Source organism: Methylomonas sp. Uni0009 (genome assembly GCF_054188105.3).
On record NZ_JBTAFN010000001.1, the window covers coordinates 4,784,338 to 4,803,874 of the forward strand.

Here is a 19,537-nt window from a genome sequence, read left to right on the forward strand (position 1 = left end):
CTTGCTCGCCTGCGGAGAACAGCGCAGGCCGCCACCCACTCCGACCCACACTCCAATTTAATTTTGCTGAACGTCATGATGCCGGAATGGGACGGGGGCGCTTTACCGTCTCGCCTGCGCGAAAACCCAGCGCCCCGCCGTTGTATTTACACGGATCGCAGCCAACGGGAAGTCAATATCCCCCGGCAGTAAGTGCAAAAACACCTTAAAATAGCACTCGTACAACGGACTACCGCCGCATCTGATTTGCCTTTTCAACGCAAATTGGCCGCGCTTTTACCTCAAGCGCATAGGGAAAAGTAGCAGTTGCCGGGCATTTCATAACCTCCTCAAATATAGATTTAGACGAAATCATCATGACTACAACGCAAAAACTTTCCGTACAAGCCTTGCAATGGAGCGGACACAGCCTGAAAGTGCTGGACCAGCGCTTGCTGCCGGAAACCATCACCTACGACGAATACAGCGACGCCGCCGGCGTCACCGAGGCCATTGCCTCGATGCGGGTGCGCGGCGCGCCGGCCATCGGCATCGCCGCGGCTTACGGCGTGGTGTTATCGGCGATACAACATTATCCGAACGGCGATTGGCAATCTGCTGTAGAACAAGACATTCGACAGCTGGCCACCTCGCGGCCGACGGCGGTAAACCTGTTCTGGGCGCTGGATAAAATGCGCGGCCTGCTAGCGGAAAATCCGCCGGAACCCGTCGCCGCATTGACTCAATTGGCCGAGCAAATCCACGCCGAGGACATCGCTGCCAACCACGCGATGGGCGAGCGCGGCGCGGATGTCATCGGCAATGCTAAGGCTGTGCTAACGCATTGCAACGCCGGCGCGTTGGCCACCGGCGGTTACGGCACCGCACTGGGCGTGATTCGCAGTTTGCACCAGCGCGGTCAATTGCAAAACGTCTACGCCGACGAAACTCGGCCTTGGCTGCAAGGCGCGCGCTTGACGGTGTGGGAATTGGCGCAAGACGGCATCCCGGCTACGCTGATCGCCGATTCGGCGGCGGCCTGGCTGATGAAATCCGGCAAAATCGACTGGATCATCGTCGGCGCCGACCGCATCGCCGCCAACGGCGACGTCGCCAACAAGATTGGCACCTATTCGCTGGCGGTATTGGCCAAACAGCACGGGGTAAAAATGATGGTGGCCGCGCCCTCTTCCACTTTCGATTTCAGCATGGAAAACGGCGACAGCATTGAAATCGAACAACGCAATCCCAAAGAATTGCTTCCAGATTGTTACTTAGAAAAAGGCTCGTTGGTGAACGCCTGGAACCCGGTATTCGACGTCACCCCAGCCGCCCTGATTAGCGCCATCGTCACCGAACGCGGCGTGGTTATCGACCCCGGTCTGCACGGGGTAAGGAGTTTGGCACCATGTTAAATATACCGCGCGGCAATAACCCTGTCTTTGCGCTGAACTGCTTGTGGCAGGGCGTGAAAATGCTCACCCACCCCGAACTGCGCAAATACCTGTTGATACCCTTGTTCATCAATATGGTGTTGTACACCGGCGCTTTCGTGCTGGGCTACCATTCGGTATCGGCTTTGATTCATTCCTTTATCCCGGACTGGTTGTCCTGGCTGAATTGGATTTTATGGCCGCTGTTTTTTATCAGCTTTTTGGTAATCGGCTTCTTTACCTTCACGCTGTTTGCCAATCTGATCGCCGCGCCGTATTACAGCCAGCTAGCCGCTAAGACGCTGCAACTGATCAGCGGCGGCAGCGTGGTCAAAGCCGAACTGCCTTGGGATAAGGTGTTTTTCGGCGAACTGCGGCGGGTCGGCTATCTGTTGCTGCGCGTCTTGCCCTTGCTGCTGCTGTTTTTGATTCCGGTCGTCAATCTGATCGCACCCTTTATCTGGGCGGTATTTGCCGCCTGGGGCATCGCGATGGAATTTTTAGCCTACCCGCTGGAAGAACGCGGCCTGCCGTTTCCGGAACAGAAACAATTCATGCAGCAGACCCGTTGGGGCGTATTAAGCTTCGGCGGCCTGACCGGCCTGGGGCTGACCTTGCCTATCGTCAATTTGTTGATGGGCCAGGCGGCGGTGATAGGCGCGACGATTTATGTGTACCGTTTAGCCGAAGCGCAATCTTCCGAGCCGCAATCGGCCTAATCTCGGCCACCAACTACCCCGGCCTAAACCGGGATAGTATGTAGGGCGGATAAGCGTAGCGTCATCCGCCAAATCGGTTAAACTCTTTTCATGCCAAACTATCGGCGCAATCGCATTCCTGGTGGCACCTATTTTTTCACCGTCAACCTGCTCGAACGGAAATCGATGCTGTTGATCGACCATATTGTAGCGTTACGGGAAGCGGTACGAGTGGTACGGGAAAAGCAGCCATTTTACTTGTGCCCTATGGGTATATCGATGCCTGGGTGGTTTTGCCTGATCATATGCATGCGATTTGGACATTACCGGCCGGTGACGATCTATATTCCAACCGATGGCGGGCGATAAAAAGCCTTTTCGAAAGCAATCCCTAAAACCGAATATCGTTCAGCAACCAGAATAAAGCGCCACGAGCGTGGCATATGGCAACGCCGTTTTTGGGAGCATACCATTATCGATGACGCCGGCTATTCGGCACATATGGATTATAATTCATCATAATCCGGTCAAGCATGGTTGGGCGACAGCGGTTAAAGATTGGCCGTATTCAAGTTTTCACCGCTTGGTCAAGATGGATGTTTATCCATTAAATTGGGCAGGGTTAGATTTGGCACCGTTCGAGGTGGGCGAACCGGATAATTGACGCATTAACGGCGGATGACGCTTTGCTTATCCGCCCTACGGTCCTGGCCTGCGCTTTCATTTGGTTACCTATGTAAAACGGCAACAGCCCCTAGTTAGCGCTAAATTAAATTCATATGCCAAATAATCGCAAAGATAGACTAAGTAAAAAGTTTGATGGTGAATGCCGAGCATGCGGAGCTACTGGCGTTCCTCTCGAGATCCACTACATTGTCCCTTTGTCTTCTGGTGGCACGGATGATGAAAGTAATCTCACTTTGTTATGTCCAAACTGCAATCGAACTATCGCAAACCGTCAATTTACTGAAATTGAGTTTAATCATTACCTTTCGAGAATACTGGACAACTCTAATGCGTTTCATGATATTCGCATGGAGGAGAGGCTATCGCGTGAAAAACCATTTCGGGCGGATATTACAGCAAAATCTCAAGATGGAAAAAGTTGGCTGATTGAGTGCAAAAATGCATCAGCATTTACCCCAGCTAGACTTCATCAGGCCATAAATCAAATCAAAGCCTATAAGGAGGTAACATCCTTCGACTACTACGTTCTTGCCTTTCCTGGCCTTTTGTCTGAAGAACAAAAGGCCGCACTTAGCTCCCATCGAATTGTTCATTGGGATGCACATGAATTGGCAATACGTTTCCAAAACGAAATCAGGAGTACTAGGCATCCCATATTTCAAATGCTCCTGTCCTCAATGACTCCGTCTCCCAAAAAGACTACGGAGGAAGAATTTATAGAAAAGTTAAAGACATGTCAGCCAGGTAAAGATTACTGGTCAGACTATCAAAAGCTTGTTGGTCAAATTTTAGAGCATTTATTTTGTCCGCCACTTGAAGCTCCCATTTCAGAATCTGCAGACCAAGATAAAATTAATCGTCGCGACTGGATACTTCCAAACTACTCTGATCAAGGATTTTGGAATTTTCTAAGAATTAAATATTCGGCTGATTATATTGTTGTAGATGCAAAGAACTACAAAGGGGCAATCTCTAAGAATCAAGTATTACAGATTGCAAATTACCTTAAAACTCATGGTGCCGGCATGTTCGCCATTATTGTTACAAGAGCAGGCGCAAATAAAAGTGCCGACCTAACCATAAGAGAACAATGGATGGCTAACAAAAAAATGATACTGGTTTTGAATGATGAAGATATCAAGGCAATGCTTTTGGCAAAGTCGGTCGGCGGTGAACCTGAGAAAGTAATCGGGCAGACTATTGAGCGATTTAGGCTATCGATGTGAGTACAAATGCGCTAACAATTGGCTCAAAGGGGCGCGCTCCGCGCCCCTTAGCCAGGTGTTAAACAAGCAATTTATGACACAAACCGGGCATTCAGAAGTCAACAGCGAAGGTCGAAAATTGGCCGAGACTTGCCCCACCCCAAACTCACAAAAGCACCATGCATGCCGCAAAGATGAATACCGATTAAGGCTAAAAGCCCGCGATTTTCCAATCATTGTGTCAAAACCCGCCTGGGTCGTGACACAACAATCAAATAGCTTCGTTCAATCAATTTTCACTGATTCTCACACCCGGTATCAGAACTTGATCGTCAAGCCCACAAACGCCGAGCGGCCCATGCCGGCGATGTTTCTGCCCCAGGGCACGGTGACATTAGCGGCTGCGGTTGGATTCATGCCGTAGCGGTCGCCCAGATAGGCGCCTGCCAACGGATGGTAATACTGTTTATCCAGCACGTTATCCAGCCCGACATCGAAACGCACTTTGCCCCATTCGTAGCCGGTTCTGGCGTTTAACAAAATATACGCCGCCGTCTCGGTTTCGTTGCGGATGGCCTGCACATCGTCCTTGCCGTCGACGAACTGCATTTCTATGGCGCTTTGCCAACTGCTCAAACGGTGATCCAAGCTCAGCTTCATGTTGAACGGCATCATGTGATACAGATTGCCGCCGTCCATGCGCTCGCCACGCACGTAACTCATGGTGGTATGGGCCGCAAATTCACCGACGGTTTGGTCTTTATAAATCCGCGTGCGGCCGGATACATCCATCCCCCACAGCCGGGCGTCGTGATTGGCATATTGCAGATAGACGAAGCTGTTGGTGGCGGTTTGCGGTGTGGCTTTGCAGCCGCTGGCCGCCGCATTGGAGGCACTAATGCAGCGGTCCACGTCGATGAAGTTGTTCACATAGGTGAAATACGGCGTGACATTCACTTCCCACAGATTGTTTTTCGGTTCGTGGAATGCGGCGGTCAAGCTGACGGTGTGCGCGGTTTCCTCGGTTAAATCCATATTGCCGACGTAACCGTTGCCGTCGCCATGCCAGCCTATCATCGCCATGTCCATATTGCGCGCGCCCCAGACATAGCGTTCGTATAAATTAGGCGCGCGGTTTTTCCGGGCGTAACCCAATTCGTATTGGCTCATGTCGTTGGGGGTGAATTGCACCAGAGCGGTCACATCAAAGGTGTCGTTGCTACGCTCGCGGTCGCGGGCGTTGAAAGCATTGGCAGCATTTAACGCGGTAATCGCGCCGGCTCTATCCACGGCACGAGTCGGGCCGGTGTTGATCAAATCGGGGTTATAGGGTTGAACCTCACCGGTATTAGTGGTGGTGTGATCGTAACGTAGACCCAACAAACTGCGCCATTTGGCATCCCAATTGGCTTCCCACTCGCCAAAAAAGCCCACCCGGTCGCGTTCGCCGTTGTTGATATTCAAATACGCTTCCGGCGCCATCATCCAATACGCACTGCGGGCGTCGGTATTATTGGCGGCAATACTGGTATTGGTGTGGACCGCCGGCCAGTAATCGTTGATTTTGTTGCTGTGATATTCGTTGCCGATGCGGAAAGTGTCGCGTTTGTTGAAGGGAATTTCCGCTTGGATTTTATACCCCAGGTTGCGGCCACGGGTTTCCATCGGCATTTGATCGTTGGGCGGCGCAAATGTACCGCCACTGGCCGTGCCATCCAGAAACTGGCTGTGTTTGTCCTCGCCAATATCCATGCTGTGCTGGGTGCTTTCGAAATAGAATTTGCTCTCCAGCGAACCCCAATCGAAACTGCCTTTGTGCATGATATTGCCGAAGATGCTGTCGTTGTTGGTCAAGTCCATCCGCTGATTGGGAAAACCCTGGAACGGTATATGCTGCTGACCGCCGCGAATCACGACCAAATGTTTATCGGTTTTGAAGGATAAAGCCGCCGAGTGGTTTTGATTCTCGTAAGCGGTGGATTTGACGATCTGGCCGTTGCCGTCGTTGTAATTCATGCTTTCGGTGTGAGAACCGGTATAGTCCAGCCGCACGTTTTGCGTCGCCACGCCGGCAGCGATGCTGCCGCCAAAGGCGTCGCCGTTGCTGCGGTAAAACGAGGATACGCTGCCGTCCAGCAAAATATCCTTGCCCGGCTCGGCAAATACCGGATCGGGCGTTTGCACGGAAATCGTGCCGCCGATACTGTCGCCGCCCAAGCTCACCGGCGTCACCCCGGTCAAAATGGTGATCTTGCCGATATTGCTGCGGTCGATATATGACAACGGCGGATTCATATGATTGGCGCAAGCCGAGGTCAGCGTCATACCGTTGATGTCGATTTTCACCCGGTCGTCGTTCAAACCGTGTATCACCGGCAAACTGGAGACGCCGCCGGCACCGTATAAACTCACCCCCGGCGTATCTTCCAGGAGTTTAGCGGTGTCACTAACCGCCGCGCGCTTGCTGGTGAGAATATCCGCTTCCATGTCTGAAGCGTTTAAGGCCTTTACCCCGGGAAACTTGTCGGTGACGATGACTTTTTCCAGTACCACTTCATCAACCAGGGAGTTTTCGATTGTGTCATCGGCGCTAACCGCCGAGCTAAAGCCGAGAGGCAGCATGCCAGTCGCCAACAAACCCAATAAGCCGAGACCTGTTGTTACTGACGAGGGGACGTGCCGGACCGTTTGTTGATTGTCTGTGCAGATTTTTTTCATAATTCGCCTTTCGAAAGTCAAAAATAACGTCAATTTGCTATTGCTCCCTACCAAGATCATCAAGACCTTTCCGCCCTTGAAACCATCAAAAAAGCTGGAATTCTGTGAAATGTAGAAACAGTTTTTATGATTGACTACAGCCGGAAGCCTGAAGCGGTCAATTAGCTATAACAAATTAAAGCAAACTATATTGTAATATTAGAATTATTTAATTCAAGTTATTGAACTATGTTATTTAACTTAATATTTGATGAATTTCAATAACTTATGCTGCCATGACCACAGTGATCAAAATGACGTAAGCAGCAATTTGCCAAACATCAGAATCGACAGACCCGATGTTAGCGTTAAGTTTTGCGGTAACTCACTGCCGCCACTTACAATAATCACCATTTGGCCATTAACCTTTGAGAACACTCTATGAAATACCAACCTTGTATCGACCAATGCACATCCGAAGGCACCCACTGCGGCGGTTGCGGCAGATCGCACCAGGAAATCACCGACACCAAAAAATTGGTGTCATCGGTCGTGGAGTTTATCCGGGAGCATGACTACGAAAATCCCGAAGACTTTGTGGAACGGATCAGTAAAAGCATTTTGAAAAAGCTGCAAAAAACCGCCTGACCGTTGCGAATTGATTGCGCCCCACGTCAACAAGAAACGATCAGTAAAAAAAACGCCCTTAACGGGCGTTTTTGCTAACCAAGCCTTGCAACCGGCTATCAGGCTTTGCGCTGCTTCATACCGATAAACCCGGCCAGCATCGATCCAAACAACCAAACTGCGCCAGGAACCGGCACGGCGGCTGGCGTTACCGACACCAATTCGTAGCTGTAAGATGTTGCATTACTGGCTTTATCGAATACCGCGCCGCCGAAACCGCCAAAGCCCATGCCGCTGTAATAATCAAAGCCAGTGGTGCCAAAGTAATTGGTGGCGATCAGTTCTTGTTGCGCGCCGTTAATCTCGTCGCCGAGATACGGGCTGTTGAGGTTGTAGACCATCGCCGACAAATCAGCCAGGTTATGAGTAAACGCAGCGACGATAGAGTTACCCGAGAACGACAAAGAAAACGCCGAGATTTCATTGAAATTCATCCCGAAATTGGCGCTTCCCACGTTAATTTGCCCGGAGTGATTGGCGTCATTCACGGTAAAACTACCGGAAATGGTCGCCCCGTCGTCAAAACCGGTTTGCACAAAATTGTAAACCGCCGCGTTAGCGCCGGGCGCCAATAATGCGGCCGCAACCGCCAAGGCCAGCTTTATAGATTTAGTTGTCATAATCAGCAGGCCTTATTGCGCGGGTGTGGAGGGCAGGAACGGCGAGAAACGGGTGCCGGAGGAGGTGCCCAATAAGCCGAAATTATTGGTCCATTGCCCGATAAACGATTGTTTGTCCGGGGTAAATTGCAAATCAAAGAATGATTGCACGGTGACATTCGGCGCCGGCGAAAAATCTAATTGCGCCACAGCCGAGCAATCGGTGTTCATCGTCGCGGTACCGCTGACCGGGCCGGCGAAACCCGGAGTGATCACCCCGCTTTGCGTGGTAGTGAATGCGCATGAACCGCCGACGACGCCGTTAAGAACCGTAATTTCACAACGTCCGGTATGCAGATTAGCCAGCGCTACGCTGTTTTGATACAGCACATAGCTGCCGTTCAAATTAGCGGCGCTACAACCTGGTGCGGCTTGAACTTGTGTAGATAGCCCCAGCGTTGCGGCTAACAGCAGGTATTTATAGTTTTTCATCGTGTCCTCTCGAAAATCTTGATAGTTATTTTGTAATTGGCGAATTACCCCTAATCATTCCTGCTGATTGCGATTCCGCGCAATCTGAGGTTTAAGTAGGGAAGCAACCCAAAACTACCTATCAATCCCTATGCCACCGATTTAGTAAAACATATAAAACAACAAGATAAGAAAAAACACGCATCCAATTCGTTCGGTAAAACAGACCGATTCAAACCGATTTATGCTAAAAATTAGTGTTATGTCACAAATTATTGTAAAAGTAAGTCGTATGCCCAAGAGGTGGGCAAATTTTCCAGGCCAAGGACATTTCACGACATGACCGACAGAAAAAAGGCAGGATACAAAAGGCTGCACAGTGACGAATTATCTATGCAACCCGGTCAGCAACAACATTGCTGGCGTCAATCCTTACCTTCTCAGCTTGGCGAGGGCAGATCGCTAATTTTTCAGCTCGATCCGTCCCTGAGTTACATAGAAACGACCTATCACCCCCTGCACGATCTGGCGATCACCAGCAAAATCGATTTCGGCGAACCACGCCTGGTAGTAACGCTTGGGATAACCGGTCACACCCGCTTCATCGACAGCGACAAGCAGGAGCTGACATTCAGCGCAGGCCATACCACGATTACCAGTTTCGACAGCAGTCACGGCGAACGCCGGTACCAAGCAAATCAGCCTATAAAGCAATTGCGTTTTTCAATCGGCAAGCGCTGGATGGACCGTTATTTCGGCGAAAATGAATCGGCATTTTTCTTCCGGAACAATGCCTTGCAACTGTTAAGCAGCCGGCCAAGCCATACTCAAAGCACGATTTCTGCCCGGCAATTACTGGGATGTGACCTCAGCGCCCCTTTAGCACCGCTAACCTTAAACGGCCATGTCATGACGATACTGGCTAACGAACTAAGCGAACTCTGCCGGCCTGAAAAATATGGCTATTCCAGATTCGATGAAGCCAGCCGGCGCATGGCGGACCAGGCTCGCGAGATCCTCGAACTGCATTACCAAGACCCACCGTCGCTGGAACAGCTGGCAAAAACGCTAGGCATCTCCCCGTTCAAGTTAAAAAATCTGTTCCAACATTATTTTAATAACTCTCCTTATGGCGTAGTGACCGAGATCAGAATGCAGCATGCTTATCGCGCATTGGCGTCGACTCGGCAACCCGTCAGCTTGGTGGCAGAGATGGTGGGTTACAGGCACACCAGCAACTTCAGCTTGGCTTTTAGTAAACATTTTGGCGTCTCACCCAAACAAATTTCCAAGAAACGCTGAAAACCCCTGGTTTTCCCATTTCCACCAGTAACACATCCTGTTGTTAACAGGATTTGCCAAATCCAAGCAAATTTGCGGAAATGGCGGCTTTTCCAACAAAGCTTTCATTTTTGCAAACCATGAACAATACCGACTTGCAATCCCTCCCCCGCCAAAGTGTCCCAGCCTTCCCCGGTTGGTGGGCGGCGCTTGGGCCCGGCGTGGTGTGGATGGCGCTAGCGCAAGGCAGCGGCGAGTTGATCTGGTGGCCTTACATGATTGCCAAATACGGCCTGACTTTTTTATGGCTGCTGGTCCCGGCCTGTTTGCTGCAATATCCGTTGAACCTGGAAATTGGCCGTTACACGATGCTGACCGGCGAAAGCATTTTCCACGGATTTATTCGTTTGCATCGCGGCTTTGGGATCTTTCTGTGGCTGCTGATGACCGTGTCGTTCTTGTGGTTCGGTGCGTTTGCTTCGGCCGGCGGCACGGCGATGGCGGAATTGACGCACTGGCCGACAGGCTGGACCCAGCGCGGGCAAAGCTTGTTCTGGGGCTATGCTTCCATTGCGGTGTTCATTACCGCGATTCTGGCCAGCGGCGTGGTTTACACCCTGATAGAGCGCTTTATGAAACTGGTCGCGGTAGTGACCGTGGTCGGTTTAATGTCAGCCTGCCTGCAAAGCGATGTGCTTAAGGCCCTGCCGACGTTTAGTTTGGGCCTGCTCGGCCCGGTCGGCGAGATGCCGCGCCCCTGGGACAGCGCCGATGCCAGCAAGTTATTAACCGCAATTACCTTTGCCGGGCTGGGCGGCTTTTGGATTTTGTTTTATTCCTACTGGTTGCGCGACAAAGGTGCGGGCATGGCCGGCCTGGTGGGTCGTATCACCGGCTTGGGAGGTGCAGAAGAAGCTGTATTGAGCGACGGCTTCCTGCCCGCCGACGAAGCGGAAAGCGCAAAAAACTGGTCGACCTGGCGACGGTTTTTAAGCGCGGACATATTGGTCGGCATTATCGGCAATCTGCTCACCACGCTGATGACCTGTCTGCTGGCTTATGCGCTGTTGTTTCCCAAAGGTTTGCTGCCGCAGGAATACGAACTGGCGGTGGTGCAAAGCCAGTTTTTTGCGGTGAGTTGGGGCGAGATAGGCCGCTTACTGTTTTTGGTGGTGGCGGCCGCGTTTTTAACCGACACCTGGCTGGCCACCGCCGACGCGGTCAGCCGTATCCAGACCGATATTATTTTGACCTTGTTTCCGAAAAGCCGCCGTCTGCCGGCCCGGCGCTGGTATTACATCTTTCTGGGCTTATTGACGGTCATCACCTCGCTGACCATGCAACTCGACGCCCCTGGCCCGCTGATTTTAACCAGCGCGATCATCGGCTTCGGCGGCACCATCATGTTCCCGGTGGCGTTGTATCTGATCAACCACAAAATGCTGCCGCCACATTTGCCGGCATGGGCCAGACCTAAAGGTAAGCCGTGGCTGTTGGGTTTGAGCTTTGTGGTGTATTTGCTGTTGGCATTGTTGTATTTAAAGGCCAGCCTTAAACTTTGAGCCGGTTCGTCACGACAGCCAATCCTCTAATTTGAGACCCGGCACCCGCTGAAATTCCCGGGTATTATTCGTTATAACCGTTAAGTCATTGGCAACAGCGATAGCGGCAATCTGCAAATCATACGGGCCTATGGGTGTCCCTTGACTAGCCAAAAAGGCCCGAATCTCACCAAAACGCTGTGTTGCCGGGCCTGCAAAGGGTAAGCTTGGTACCCATTCTAATAACGTAAGCAGGCGGGAGCGATTTTGTTCTTGCCGAACGCTTTTTGCCACACCGAACCACAACTCCGCTTCGACAGGCGCACACAGTTTTAATGATGTCCTACCTACGTGACGAACATGATTAAGCAAGTTTGGATTTTCCTTCAACAGTGCAATGGCAGCATTGGTATCCAATAAATAAGCCATCAGTCCCAAGTCTCTCTGAGTGTGTCAGTTCCTAAATCGGCATCACTAATATCATCCGGAAAATCTTCGCTTAAACCACCAGCCAATGCAGCCAGAAAGGCCGCTGTATCGTTCTTCTGCTCTGTTTGCGGCTGATCCATTGAATAACGTTGCTCCAGAAACTCGATAAAATCCAAGGCTTCGCGAGCAGCCGATTCCGGGAGATTTAAACTGTGTTTATAAATAGTTTCGGCTAGGTTCATTGGTCATTTCCTGAGCTAAGTCGGTATCACGTCTAAGAATATCCTATCCGCCAGTACTGGCAGCTACAAGCCTAAACCTATAGCGTAAATTCGTAAGAAGCACAAAGGGAATTTGCTAAAACGCGATATATTGAGGGCTTGGTAGTGTTCGCACCCTCCAAACTTGCGAGGAATCAGCGTATGGATCTAGCCAACAGAGCTTAGGTTGCAGACCAGAACCCAAAATCGGTAGTTGCTCAAGAATCATTTGCAGATAGTGTGAAACATTACTACCATCATCGCTGGAGGTAATAAATATGGCCAACGTCGAAAAAATATCTATCGCTTTAACACCCGAAATGGCGACTATTGTGCGGCAATGTGTTGAAAGCGGTGAATACGCCAGCTCCAGCGAACTCATTCGTGAAGCATTGCGTGACTGGAAAACTAAACGGTTGTTGCAACAAAGTGAACTTCAAGAACTGAAAAGTCTTTGGCAGACAGGTATTGATAGCGGCTCTGGAAAATTTACCGATATGGATGCCATTAAGATGGAGGCCAGAAAACGCCTTGCATCATCCACTAAATAATACGGCAAACTATCCATGGGTAGCGTCCAGCGTACTGCTCAATCCGAAGAAGATTTAATTGAGATATGGCTCTACATTGCCCAAGACAATCCTCCTGCGGCTGATAGAGTATTGGATGATCTGGAACAGCGTTTCATCATGCTGGCAGACAATCCCCAGATGGGTCGTTACCGTCCGGATATTGCACCGGAGCTACGGTATTTTATATCGGGCAAATACCTTATCCTTTACAGAACCCTAACCGATGGCGTGCAGATAGTTCGCGTCATTCATGGCGCCAGGGATTTACCCAACGTGATCTAGTCGCCGATGCACATTGGTATTCCGCTTCGGCTTTTGGCCTCGTGCGCAAGGCATTTAGACTGGCGCACGAAGTTTTTCGCTATCCTCGCCAGGTATAAAAGCTTGCGCGTGAACCTACATAGCCTTGCGAATCGAGCTAAAAGCCTTGCGTTCAAGGCAATTAAGCTTGGACCCGAGCCACGATAGCCTTTCGCATCAAGCTAACAGCCTTGAGGGCAAAGCATTTTGGTTGACGCCCAAGCTAACGAAGCTTTCGTGAATAGCAAAACACCATTCACGCCAGGCTACTAAGCTTAAAGTCCATATCTCCCCGCAAAAATAATGCCCTACACAGTCTAACCGTCGCGGACTTGGCCGCAATGGATTGTTGTAAACAAGATTGGGGGACTGTATATGCGCCAGCTCAAAGTACGCGGTAAATCACCTCTAGGTACGTGGGCGCCCTAGCGGCATCCGCCTCCCTCCACGCGCTTGACGCGGCATTTCTGCAGCCAACGTATTACACCGGTGACATACAGCAACAAGGGCACGAAGCCTATTAGTAGAATGATTAACTGCCCGGTTAGGCCAAATGCCTCACCTGTATGTAATGGATAAAGCCATTCGACAAAAACATCACCACTGGATTGTGAGGATCGGTCCCGTAACGCCAGAACCTCACCACTATATTGATCGATCCAAATCCGCCGTTGCGCTTGAAGCCGATTCGGTTCACCGGGCGCTCGTTTACCAACTTCGTAACTGCCGGTTGCATCGTTTGGGAACACGATGTAACGAAAGTCGCCCTCGGGGCAATTTGCGTCAACGATCTGTTCCAGTTCGGACAAGCTGATGGTTTTGGGAGTGTCGAGATTCTGCGGCGGTCGGCTGGCATATTCCGGCCACGGCGAGGCAACCTGTGAGAATAAACCAACCAAGCCTCGGCCATAAATGGGAAATTCCAGATAAATGCCAGTCGCGACGATCACGAGCAAAACGATGCTGCCGTAGACACCACATATCTTGTGCCAGTCGTAAACCAAGCGCTCACGGCTGGTTTTAGGTTTTAAGGTCAATGCCGAGCGAAACTTGCCGGTTAGCGGCCACCAGACGATCAACCCCGCCAGTACCGACAACAACATCGCAATGCCCACCCAGCCAATCAGTGTCATTCCATTTTCGCCGAAACCCAGCGAGTAATGCAGCCGCAATACGAAATCCAGCAGCGGATCGCGCCAAATCCTGTGAAAATCGATTAGCAGACGTTGGCCGGTAACTTGCGCGCGGTAGGGATCGATGAAGATTTGGTGGCGTTCCGGATAATCCCGGCCCGGCGAAGTTTGCTCAAACCACAGCGCAAAAGCTAAACCTTCGTGCCGCGGATAATCCAGATTGATGGCTTTCGCGCCGGTCGGCAGGGCTTTGATGCCCGCCGCGACGATGGCGTCCAGTGGCGCCCGGCCAGTGGACGCTTGCCGGCTAATGGCCCTGACATCCGCGTTCAGCCACTCGTCCAGTTCATGTCCAAAAGCCAAAATACTGCCGGTCAAACCGATAATCACGAATATGGCCCCGGCAAACAAACCCAAGTAACGATGCAGGAACAGCCAGAATTTTCGGCGGTGTTTTCTTGCCGGTATCAACATAAATATAAAATGCTGAAATTAATACTCAAGACGAATCGACCCCATAAAACTTCTCGGTGCACCGATTGCGATAAAGTTGCCGCTGTTAGTGCCCCCGTAATAGCCTTTATCCAATAAGTTATCGGCATTGATTTGCGTGGTGAGTTTGGTTTTTCCAATCTTCATTTGATAGCTAGCTAGCAAACCCACTGTCATATATCCAGGCAATTGAAAAGAATTATCCGCATCGCCCTGACGCTGATCCACACCAGATACCCCGGCTCCAAACTTTAAACCGTGTAAAGAACCTGTTTGAAATTCGTAGGTATTCCAAAAACTACCTGAATGTTCGGGGGCGAGAAACAACCGCTTTCCGGTATTAGCCGGGCCGCCGTTACTGTCATTGTCTTTGGTGATTTTTGCGAAAGGCGTGTAGGCGTATGCGGCAATCATATTCCAGCCGGGCATTATCTCGCCGGACAGCTCGAACTCGACACCACGGCTTTCCGCTTCGCCGGCGGCACGTGGGAGAAATAGCGGTGCCTGAATGCCGGCTACGCGAATATTCTGTTTTGTCAGATCAAAATAGGAAATCGTACTGCTTAATCGTCCGTCAAAAAACTCGGTTTTGATGCCGGTTTCCCACTGTTGTGCTGTTTGCGGGGGTAGCCTTAAACCGTCAGATCTAAATAAGGTGCTGGAGGGGCCGAAGTTTTCAGTGTAACTTCCGTATACTGATAACCACTTCATAGGATGCCAGAGTAATCCCCCTCTTGGGCTCAGATAATCTTCATCGGAAGTCACCTTGCCAAGTATGTTATCTGATCCCTGAGCGCTGTCGTATCGAACTCCGGCCAATGCATGCAGATGGTAAGGCAACTCAATTTGATCTTGAATATATAAACCGTACCAGTCTTGGGTATAGCTGCCTTTAAATGAATTTGCGGAATCCAGCACCGGCACATTGGCTAAATATGACGGACTAAAAATATTATAACTTGGTGCGGATTGGCAGCAGTTGCCAACAAATTTATCATCAATTATAAAATGATCAAACCCAAGCAGAAGCTGATGGTGCACGCCAGCTGTATCAATTTTGCCGGACAAATTTAAGCTATTAAAATATCGACCGGAGTCATTTTCCGGCCCAAGATTCAAAAACCTGTCAACATCCCCGTTATTACTGGCGGCACCAAAAAATAAAGACATGGTGCTGAAATCATAATTTTCATAGTTAAACCGATGGCTAATTTTCCAGTTGTCATTAAACTCATGCGACCAATTAAACCCAACTAATACCCTGTCCCCTTTGTTTTTACTCAGAAGCGGCTCGTGCAAAGCGGTATTAATTGGTACATTGGCTGGACGAGTGCCAATGTTTGTAATTCCTGGATCATTGGTTTCGTCAAAGTGTTGGTATTCCAATTCAAACGTCGCTTGCGTGCGCTGACTGATATTCCATTTTAAGACCGGCGCAATGAACACGCGCTCATTGTCGACAAAATCACGGAACGATCCCGCGTTCTCGTACGACAGGTTCAACCGGTACAGCAAGGTATCGTCATTGGTTAGCGGCGCGGAGGCATCAATTGTGGTTCGGTAAAAGTCGTAAGAACCGAACTGTTGTTGAAGCGAATAATATGGCGTCGACAGCGGTTGCTTAGTAACCATATTGATAATTCCACCCGGTTCGGAACGGCCAAACAATATCGATCCCGGACCTTTCAGCACCTCTACTCGTTCAAGATTGGCCATCTCGCGCTTGGTTGTTCCGCCACCCAAAATGGTTGGCAACAACATGCCGTCTCGGTACGTAATATTGTTTTGAAATCCGCGAATAATGAATCCGTCGGTGGTCCCTTGATTTAACGAACTGGTATTAACACCGGCGACGTTGCGTACTGCTTGATCCAAACGCACTACCTGCTGATCTTCCAGTACCTGTTTCGGCACCACCTGTACCGAGAACGGTGTCTCCATAATCGGCGTATCAGTCTTAGTTGCTGTAGAAGCATTGGGCAAACGGTAATCCGGGTTATATGGATCCGTTGAATCATAAACCGCCTTCCCTACCACCTGCACCGCCGGCATGGTCTGCGGCCCTAGATTGTTGTGCAGTTCCGCCGCTCGCGGCTGCAAGGTGATAGCCCCTTCGCCGGTCGTCACGGCCTGTAGCGGCGCGTCACCCAATAATATCCTGATCGCCTCGTCGGCGGTGTAGTCGCCTTGTAGGGCGCGGCTGCGCAGATGGTCGGCAATGTCGGTGCCGTACATCAGTTGCTGCTGGCTTTGCCTGCCGAACATCAGCAAGGCCTGGTTCAGCGATTGGGCGGGGATGTCAAAATGGTGTTTGCCGGCGGCTTCGCCGAGGGCGGTTTGCGAGATCAGCGCCGCGAGCAAGGCGGCTTTGGCAGCATGGCGCCGGATTTTGCCGGCTGAGACGGGTTTGCAATGCTTTGCGTTGGACATGGATTCTCCTGGTTTCGGTCTGATTACACGGCAGCAATTGGGCTGGTGTTAGTTAAGACGGAAACTTTTTGAAAACCCACATCGGGCGGTCATGGAATTTTTTCATCGGGAGAAATCGGCGACGGCAAATTGAGAGTGGGCGTTAATGCAGGCCGGTGTTTGCCGCAGTATCGTAGGATGGTTAGAGCGTAGCGAAACCCATCTTTAACTAAGCCAGTCCCAACTCGCCGTATCGAAACCAGAAAAATACGGCTTGTTCTCTGTAATAAGGAGTGTCGTGGTGGAATTGGAAAATGATTTGAGGCGGGAATAAACTCTTGATGATGGGTTTCGCTACGCTCTCGGCAACTGCTCCATGCGTTGCTCTAGCTCCTGCATCCATGCAGTCGTCCCCACCCTTGTATGATGAATTTTAACAACCGACAGCGCAGAAAAACCGATTAAGCTGTGATTGTTCATTGGGAGGCCGTCCCATCCTGAGGACTGATCCTTGATCAGAGCCTGTCGTGTAGATTGGCCCCCGCCCTATTCACCCATACCGTGGAGTATCCGAGGCTTAGAGCCTGCATACACAAGGAAGGAAGGTAGGTGCATGCGCAGTGTAGTGGTCTAATAATAATGGACACCGAGATAGGTTGATAAACTATCAATCTAGAAGGTGAACCTAATGAAACAAGAAAGACGAAGTTTTGATGCGGCGTTCAAGCTGCAAGTAGTGAAGATGATCCAGGAGCAAGGACTGACGGTGGCTCAGGTTTGCCAGGAACTCAAACTGGGTGAGACGGCGGTGCGTCGCTGGTTGAAGCAGGTGCAGGCGGAGCAATCCGGTCAGCCGGGTATGGGCAAGCCGTTAACCCCGGACCAGCAGCGGATTCGGCAGCTGGAACAGGAAAATCGGCAACTGCGTTCGGATAACGAACTGCTCAAAAAGGCTTCGGCCTTCTTTGCCAGAGAACTGCGATGAAACACCAAGTGATTCAGCAGCTAACAGCAGAGAAGGCCGTCACCGTACAACAGAGCTGCCAATTGCTGGGCGTCAGTCGATCTGGACTGTATGCGGCCCGACGGCGCGTTCGGCAGCCGCAAGCGCTTTGCGGCACGCGGGTTCGGCTGCGGAGCCTGTTTGACGCCACGGGTCAATGTTATGGCAGTCGCCGTCTGCGTAAAGAATTGGCGGGACAGGGCGTTGAGATCGGCCGCTATCGTGTGCGCAGCCTGATGAAGGAACTCCAGCTCAAGCCGATCTGGAAGCCCAAATTCGTGCATACCACCGACAGCAATCACAATCTGCCGGTGTACGAGAACGTGCTGGATCGCCAGTTTGAACAGACTGAGGCTAATCGTGCCTGGGTCTCGGACATCACGTATATTCGGACCCTGAGCGGCTGGCTGTATCTGGCGGTGGTGTTGGATCTGTATTCGCGCAAAATCGTGGGCTGGGCCATGGCGCCCAACATGCCGGCGGAGCTGGTTTGCACGGCCTTGCAGATTGCCATCGCCCAGCGCCGACCGCCGCCGGGCCTGATCGTGCATTCCGACCGGGGCAGCCAGTACGCCAGTCACGAATACCGGGATTTACTGGCACGCCATGGCTTTCAAGGCAGCATGAGTCGCAAGGGCAACTGTTGGGACAATGCGGTGATGGAGCGCTTCTTTCTCAATCTGAAAATGGAGCGCGTCTGGCGTCGCCAATATGCCAACCATACCGAAGCCAGCCGCGACGTGACCGACTATATCGTCAATTTCTACAACAGTCGGCGCTTGCATTCGTCACTGGGCTACCTGCCGCCCAATGGCTATGAAATGAAAATGGCAGATCAACAACCTATTTGGCTGTCCGAAAAAAGTTGACCACTACACAGGGTCGGGAACCGGTGAATAGTGTACTTCCCTTTAACTGTATTCAAAAACGATTATGACGAACCACCCGCTCAACACCACCGCTGAATCTATCCCTCGCCTGTTTGCCGGCGTGGATGTGGGCGCCGATGAATTGGTGCTGGTGATCCGCAAGAACGGCAAGCCGTTCGATTCGCAAAAATATGCTAACACTCGTAGCGACCGTACCCGGTTGGTCAATAAGCTGATCAAATTATCCGGCATCAAGGTCTGTCTGGAAGCCACCGGTATTTACCATTTCGATCTCGCTATTGCGCTACACGACGCCGGTGTACCTGTGATGGTGGTCAATCCCAAGGCTTCGCATCACTTCGCTAAGGTATTGATGAAAAACAGTAAAACCGACGCCGTCGATGCCAACACCTTGGCCGAATATGTCGAGCGCATGGATTTCGTCGCCTGGACTCGTCCTTCGAATCAAGCGCTGACTTTGCGCGGCTATGCTCGCCGTATCGACGCGCTAACCGGTCAGAAGGCCGCCGCGAAAAATCATCTACATGCGCTGAGTGCGACCGAGGAAACGCCGAAGGCCCTACTACGCGATGCCAAATTGGCGATTAGTCAGCTGGAAAAACGCATCGATACGTTGGCTGGCGAGGCGCTGGCGTTGATCGACCAGCATCCGGAACTGCAACGAATATTCGACCTGTTGACCGGCATCAAAGGCATGGCCCAAACCAGCGCCATTGCCTTGATGGGCGAACTACTGCTATTGCCGCCCAACCTGTCGCATCGCGAATGGGC

17 protein-coding genes and 1 pseudogene are annotated in these 19,537 nt (G+C 51.2%); 11 read left to right on the plus strand and 7 right to left on the minus strand.

The window, feature by feature from the left end:
- Window positions 1–356: 356 nt before the first annotated feature.
- The 4 genes and pseudogenes from mtnA (at window position 357) to ACWAU0_RS22010 (ending at window position 4,023) form a co-directional block, all read left to right on the plus strand.
- Window positions 357–1,394, plus strand: coding sequence for an S-methyl-5-thioribose-1-phosphate isomerase (gene mtnA / locus ACWAU0_RS21995; protein ID WP_458137962.1), 1,038 nt, complete (start codon window positions 357–359; stop codon window positions 1,392–1,394).
- A complete protein-coding gene (cysZ, locus tag ACWAU0_RS22000; RefSeq protein ID WP_205450674.1) occupies window positions 1,388–2,131 on the plus strand; it encodes a sulfate transporter CysZ in 744 nt (247 codons plus the stop codon). Before mtnA ends, cysZ begins: the two co-directional genes overlap by 7 nt.
- A 90-nt stretch (window positions 2,132–2,221) precedes the next feature.
- Window positions 2,222–2,774, plus strand: a pseudogene (locus ACWAU0_RS22005) (REP-associated tyrosine transposase).
- A 115-nt stretch (window positions 2,775–2,889) separates the two neighbouring features.
- On the plus strand, window positions 2,890–4,023 hold the full coding sequence (locus ACWAU0_RS22010) for an HNH endonuclease (RefSeq protein ID WP_458137963.1): 1,134 nt from the start codon (window positions 2,890–2,892) through the stop codon (window positions 4,021–4,023).
- A 297-nt stretch (window positions 4,024–4,320) separates the two neighbouring features.
- Here the strand turns inward: ACWAU0_RS22010 and ACWAU0_RS22015 are convergent, their stop codons facing one another.
- The gene (locus ACWAU0_RS22015; RefSeq protein WP_240618125.1) at window positions 4,321–6,720 is read right to left on the minus strand and encodes a TonB-dependent receptor plug domain-containing protein; all 2,400 of its coding nucleotides are present in this window, start codon (window positions 6,718–6,720) and stop codon (window positions 4,321–4,323) included.
- A gap of 420 nt (window positions 6,721–7,140) precedes the next feature.
- Here ACWAU0_RS22015 and ACWAU0_RS22020 point away from each other — a divergent pair, with 420 nt between their 5' ends.
- A complete protein-coding gene (locus ACWAU0_RS22020) occupies window positions 7,141–7,347 on the plus strand; it encodes a DUF1289 domain-containing protein (protein WP_101055306.1) in 207 nt (68 codons plus the stop codon).
- 98 nt (window positions 7,348–7,445) lie between these two features.
- Here ACWAU0_RS22020 and ACWAU0_RS22025 read toward each other — a convergent pair whose 3' ends face one another.
- On the minus strand, window positions 7,446–8,006 hold the full coding sequence (locus ACWAU0_RS22025; protein WP_458137964.1) for a hypothetical protein: 561 nt from the start codon (window positions 8,004–8,006) through the stop codon (window positions 7,446–7,448).
- A gap of 12 nt (window positions 8,007–8,018) precedes the next feature.
- Window positions 8,019–8,477, minus strand: coding sequence for a hypothetical protein (locus ACWAU0_RS22030; protein ID WP_101055302.1), 459 nt, complete (start codon window positions 8,475–8,477; stop codon window positions 8,019–8,021).
- Window positions 8,478–8,795: 318 nt separating this feature from the next.
- Here ACWAU0_RS22030 and ACWAU0_RS22035 point away from each other — a divergent pair, with 318 nt between their 5' ends.
- Window positions 8,796–9,758, plus strand: coding sequence for a helix-turn-helix transcriptional regulator (locus ACWAU0_RS22035; RefSeq protein ID WP_458137965.1), 963 nt, complete (start codon window positions 8,796–8,798; stop codon window positions 9,756–9,758).
- Window positions 9,759–9,877: 119 nt separating this feature from the next.
- Window positions 9,878–11,299, plus strand: coding sequence for an Nramp family divalent metal transporter (locus tag ACWAU0_RS22040; RefSeq protein ID WP_225892873.1), 1,422 nt, complete (start codon window positions 9,878–9,880; stop codon window positions 11,297–11,299).
- A 9-nt stretch (window positions 11,300–11,308) separates the two neighbouring features.
- On the opposite strand, the gene ACWAU0_RS22045 is transcribed toward ACWAU0_RS22040, so the two are convergent.
- Together ACWAU0_RS22045 and ACWAU0_RS22050 are read right to left on the minus strand one after the other, a co-directional pair.
- The gene (locus ACWAU0_RS22045; protein WP_033155289.1) at window positions 11,309–11,707 is read right to left on the minus strand and encodes a type II toxin-antitoxin system VapC family toxin; all 399 of its coding nucleotides are present in this window, start codon (window positions 11,705–11,707) and stop codon (window positions 11,309–11,311) included.
- A complete protein-coding gene (locus ACWAU0_RS22050) occupies window positions 11,707–11,949 on the minus strand; it encodes a DUF2281 domain-containing protein (RefSeq protein ID WP_033155290.1) in 243 nt (80 codons plus the stop codon). Before ACWAU0_RS22050 ends, ACWAU0_RS22045 begins: the two co-directional genes overlap by 1 nt.
- Before the next feature lie 296 nt (window positions 11,950–12,245).
- On the opposite strand from ACWAU0_RS22050, the gene ACWAU0_RS22055 reads away from it, so the two are divergent.
- Complete coding sequence (locus ACWAU0_RS22055) at window positions 12,246–12,518, plus strand: type II toxin-antitoxin system ParD family antitoxin (RefSeq protein WP_319961992.1); 273 nt, start codon at window positions 12,246–12,248, stop codon at window positions 12,516–12,518.
- Window positions 12,519–12,533: 15 nt separating this feature from the next.
- Entirely contained in the window at window positions 12,534–12,821 is a 288-nt protein-coding gene (locus tag ACWAU0_RS22060; protein ID WP_319961993.1) for a type II toxin-antitoxin system RelE/ParE family toxin, read from the plus strand.
- A gap of 443 nt (window positions 12,822–13,264) precedes the next feature.
- Here ACWAU0_RS22060 and ACWAU0_RS22065 read toward each other — a convergent pair whose 3' ends face one another.
- The gene (locus tag ACWAU0_RS22065; protein ID WP_458137966.1) at window positions 13,265–14,446 is read right to left on the minus strand and encodes a PepSY-associated TM helix domain-containing protein; all 1,182 of its coding nucleotides are present in this window, start codon (window positions 14,444–14,446) and stop codon (window positions 13,265–13,267) included.
- An 18-nt stretch (window positions 14,447–14,464) separates the two neighbouring features.
- On the minus strand, window positions 14,465–16,894 hold the full coding sequence (locus tag ACWAU0_RS22070) for a TonB-dependent siderophore receptor (RefSeq protein ID WP_319961995.1): 2,430 nt from the start codon (window positions 16,892–16,894) through the stop codon (window positions 14,465–14,467).
- Between the two features lie 667 nt (window positions 16,895–17,561).
- Here ACWAU0_RS22070 and ACWAU0_RS22075 point away from each other — a divergent pair.
- Both ACWAU0_RS22075 and ACWAU0_RS22080 read left to right on the plus strand, forming a co-directional pair.
- Window positions 17,562–18,745, plus strand: a protein-coding gene (locus tag ACWAU0_RS22075) for an IS3 family transposase (RefSeq protein WP_458137018.1) whose coding sequence is annotated in 2 segments (ribosomal slippage) — window positions 17,562–17,826 and window positions 17,826–18,745 — 1,185 coding nt in all. Because the reading frame shifts where the segments join, the coding sequence is not laid out codon by codon here.
- Between the two features lie 64 nt (window positions 18,746–18,809).
- On the plus strand, window positions 18,810–19,537 hold a 728-nt coding region (locus ACWAU0_RS22080), incomplete at its 3' end, for an IS110 family transposase (protein ID WP_523070839.1).

Excerpts from the sequence above, each read along its gene's own strand:
- mtnA (WP_458137962.1), top strand. The coding sequence starts at position 357 with ATGACTACAACGCAAAAACTTTCCGTACAAGCCTTGCAATGGAGCGGA.
- cysZ (WP_205450674.1), top strand. The coding sequence starts at position 1,388 with ATGTTAAATATACCGCGCGGCAATAACCCTGTCTTTGCGCTGAACTGC.
- ACWAU0_RS22010 (WP_458137963.1), top strand. The coding sequence starts at position 2,890 with ATGCCAAATAATCGCAAAGATAGACTAAGTAAAAAGTTTGATGGTGAA.
- ACWAU0_RS22015 (WP_240618125.1), bottom strand. The coding sequence starts at position 6,720 with ATGAAAAAAATCTGCACAGACAATCAACAAACGGTCCGGCACGTCCCC.
- ACWAU0_RS22020 (WP_101055306.1), top strand. The coding sequence starts at position 7,141 with ATGAAATACCAACCTTGTATCGACCAATGCACATCCGAAGGCACCCAC.
- ACWAU0_RS22025 (WP_458137964.1), bottom strand. The coding sequence starts at position 8,006 with ATGACAACTAAATCTATAAAGCTGGCCTTGGCGGTTGCGGCCGCATTA.
- ACWAU0_RS22030 (WP_101055302.1), bottom strand. The coding sequence starts at position 8,477 with ATGAAAAACTATAAATACCTGCTGTTAGCCGCAACGCTGGGGCTATCT.
- ACWAU0_RS22035 (WP_458137965.1), top strand. The coding sequence starts at position 8,796 with ATGACCGACAGAAAAAAGGCAGGATACAAAAGGCTGCACAGTGACGAA.
- ACWAU0_RS22040 (WP_225892873.1), top strand. The coding sequence starts at position 9,878 with ATGAACAATACCGACTTGCAATCCCTCCCCCGCCAAAGTGTCCCAGCC.
- ACWAU0_RS22045 (WP_033155289.1), bottom strand. The coding sequence starts at position 11,707 with ATGGCTTATTTATTGGATACCAATGCTGCCATTGCACTGTTGAAGGAA.
- ACWAU0_RS22050 (WP_033155290.1), bottom strand. The coding sequence starts at position 11,949 with ATGAACCTAGCCGAAACTATTTATAAACACAGTTTAAATCTCCCGGAA.
- ACWAU0_RS22055 (WP_319961992.1), top strand. The coding sequence starts at position 12,246 with ATGGCCAACGTCGAAAAAATATCTATCGCTTTAACACCCGAAATGGCG.
- ACWAU0_RS22060 (WP_319961993.1), top strand. The coding sequence starts at position 12,534 with ATGGGTAGCGTCCAGCGTACTGCTCAATCCGAAGAAGATTTAATTGAG.
- ACWAU0_RS22065 (WP_458137966.1), bottom strand. The coding sequence starts at position 14,446 with ATGTTGATACCGGCAAGAAAACACCGCCGAAAATTCTGGCTGTTCCTG.
- ACWAU0_RS22070 (WP_319961995.1), bottom strand. The coding sequence starts at position 16,894 with ATGTCCAACGCAAAGCATTGCAAACCCGTCTCAGCCGGCAAAATCCGG.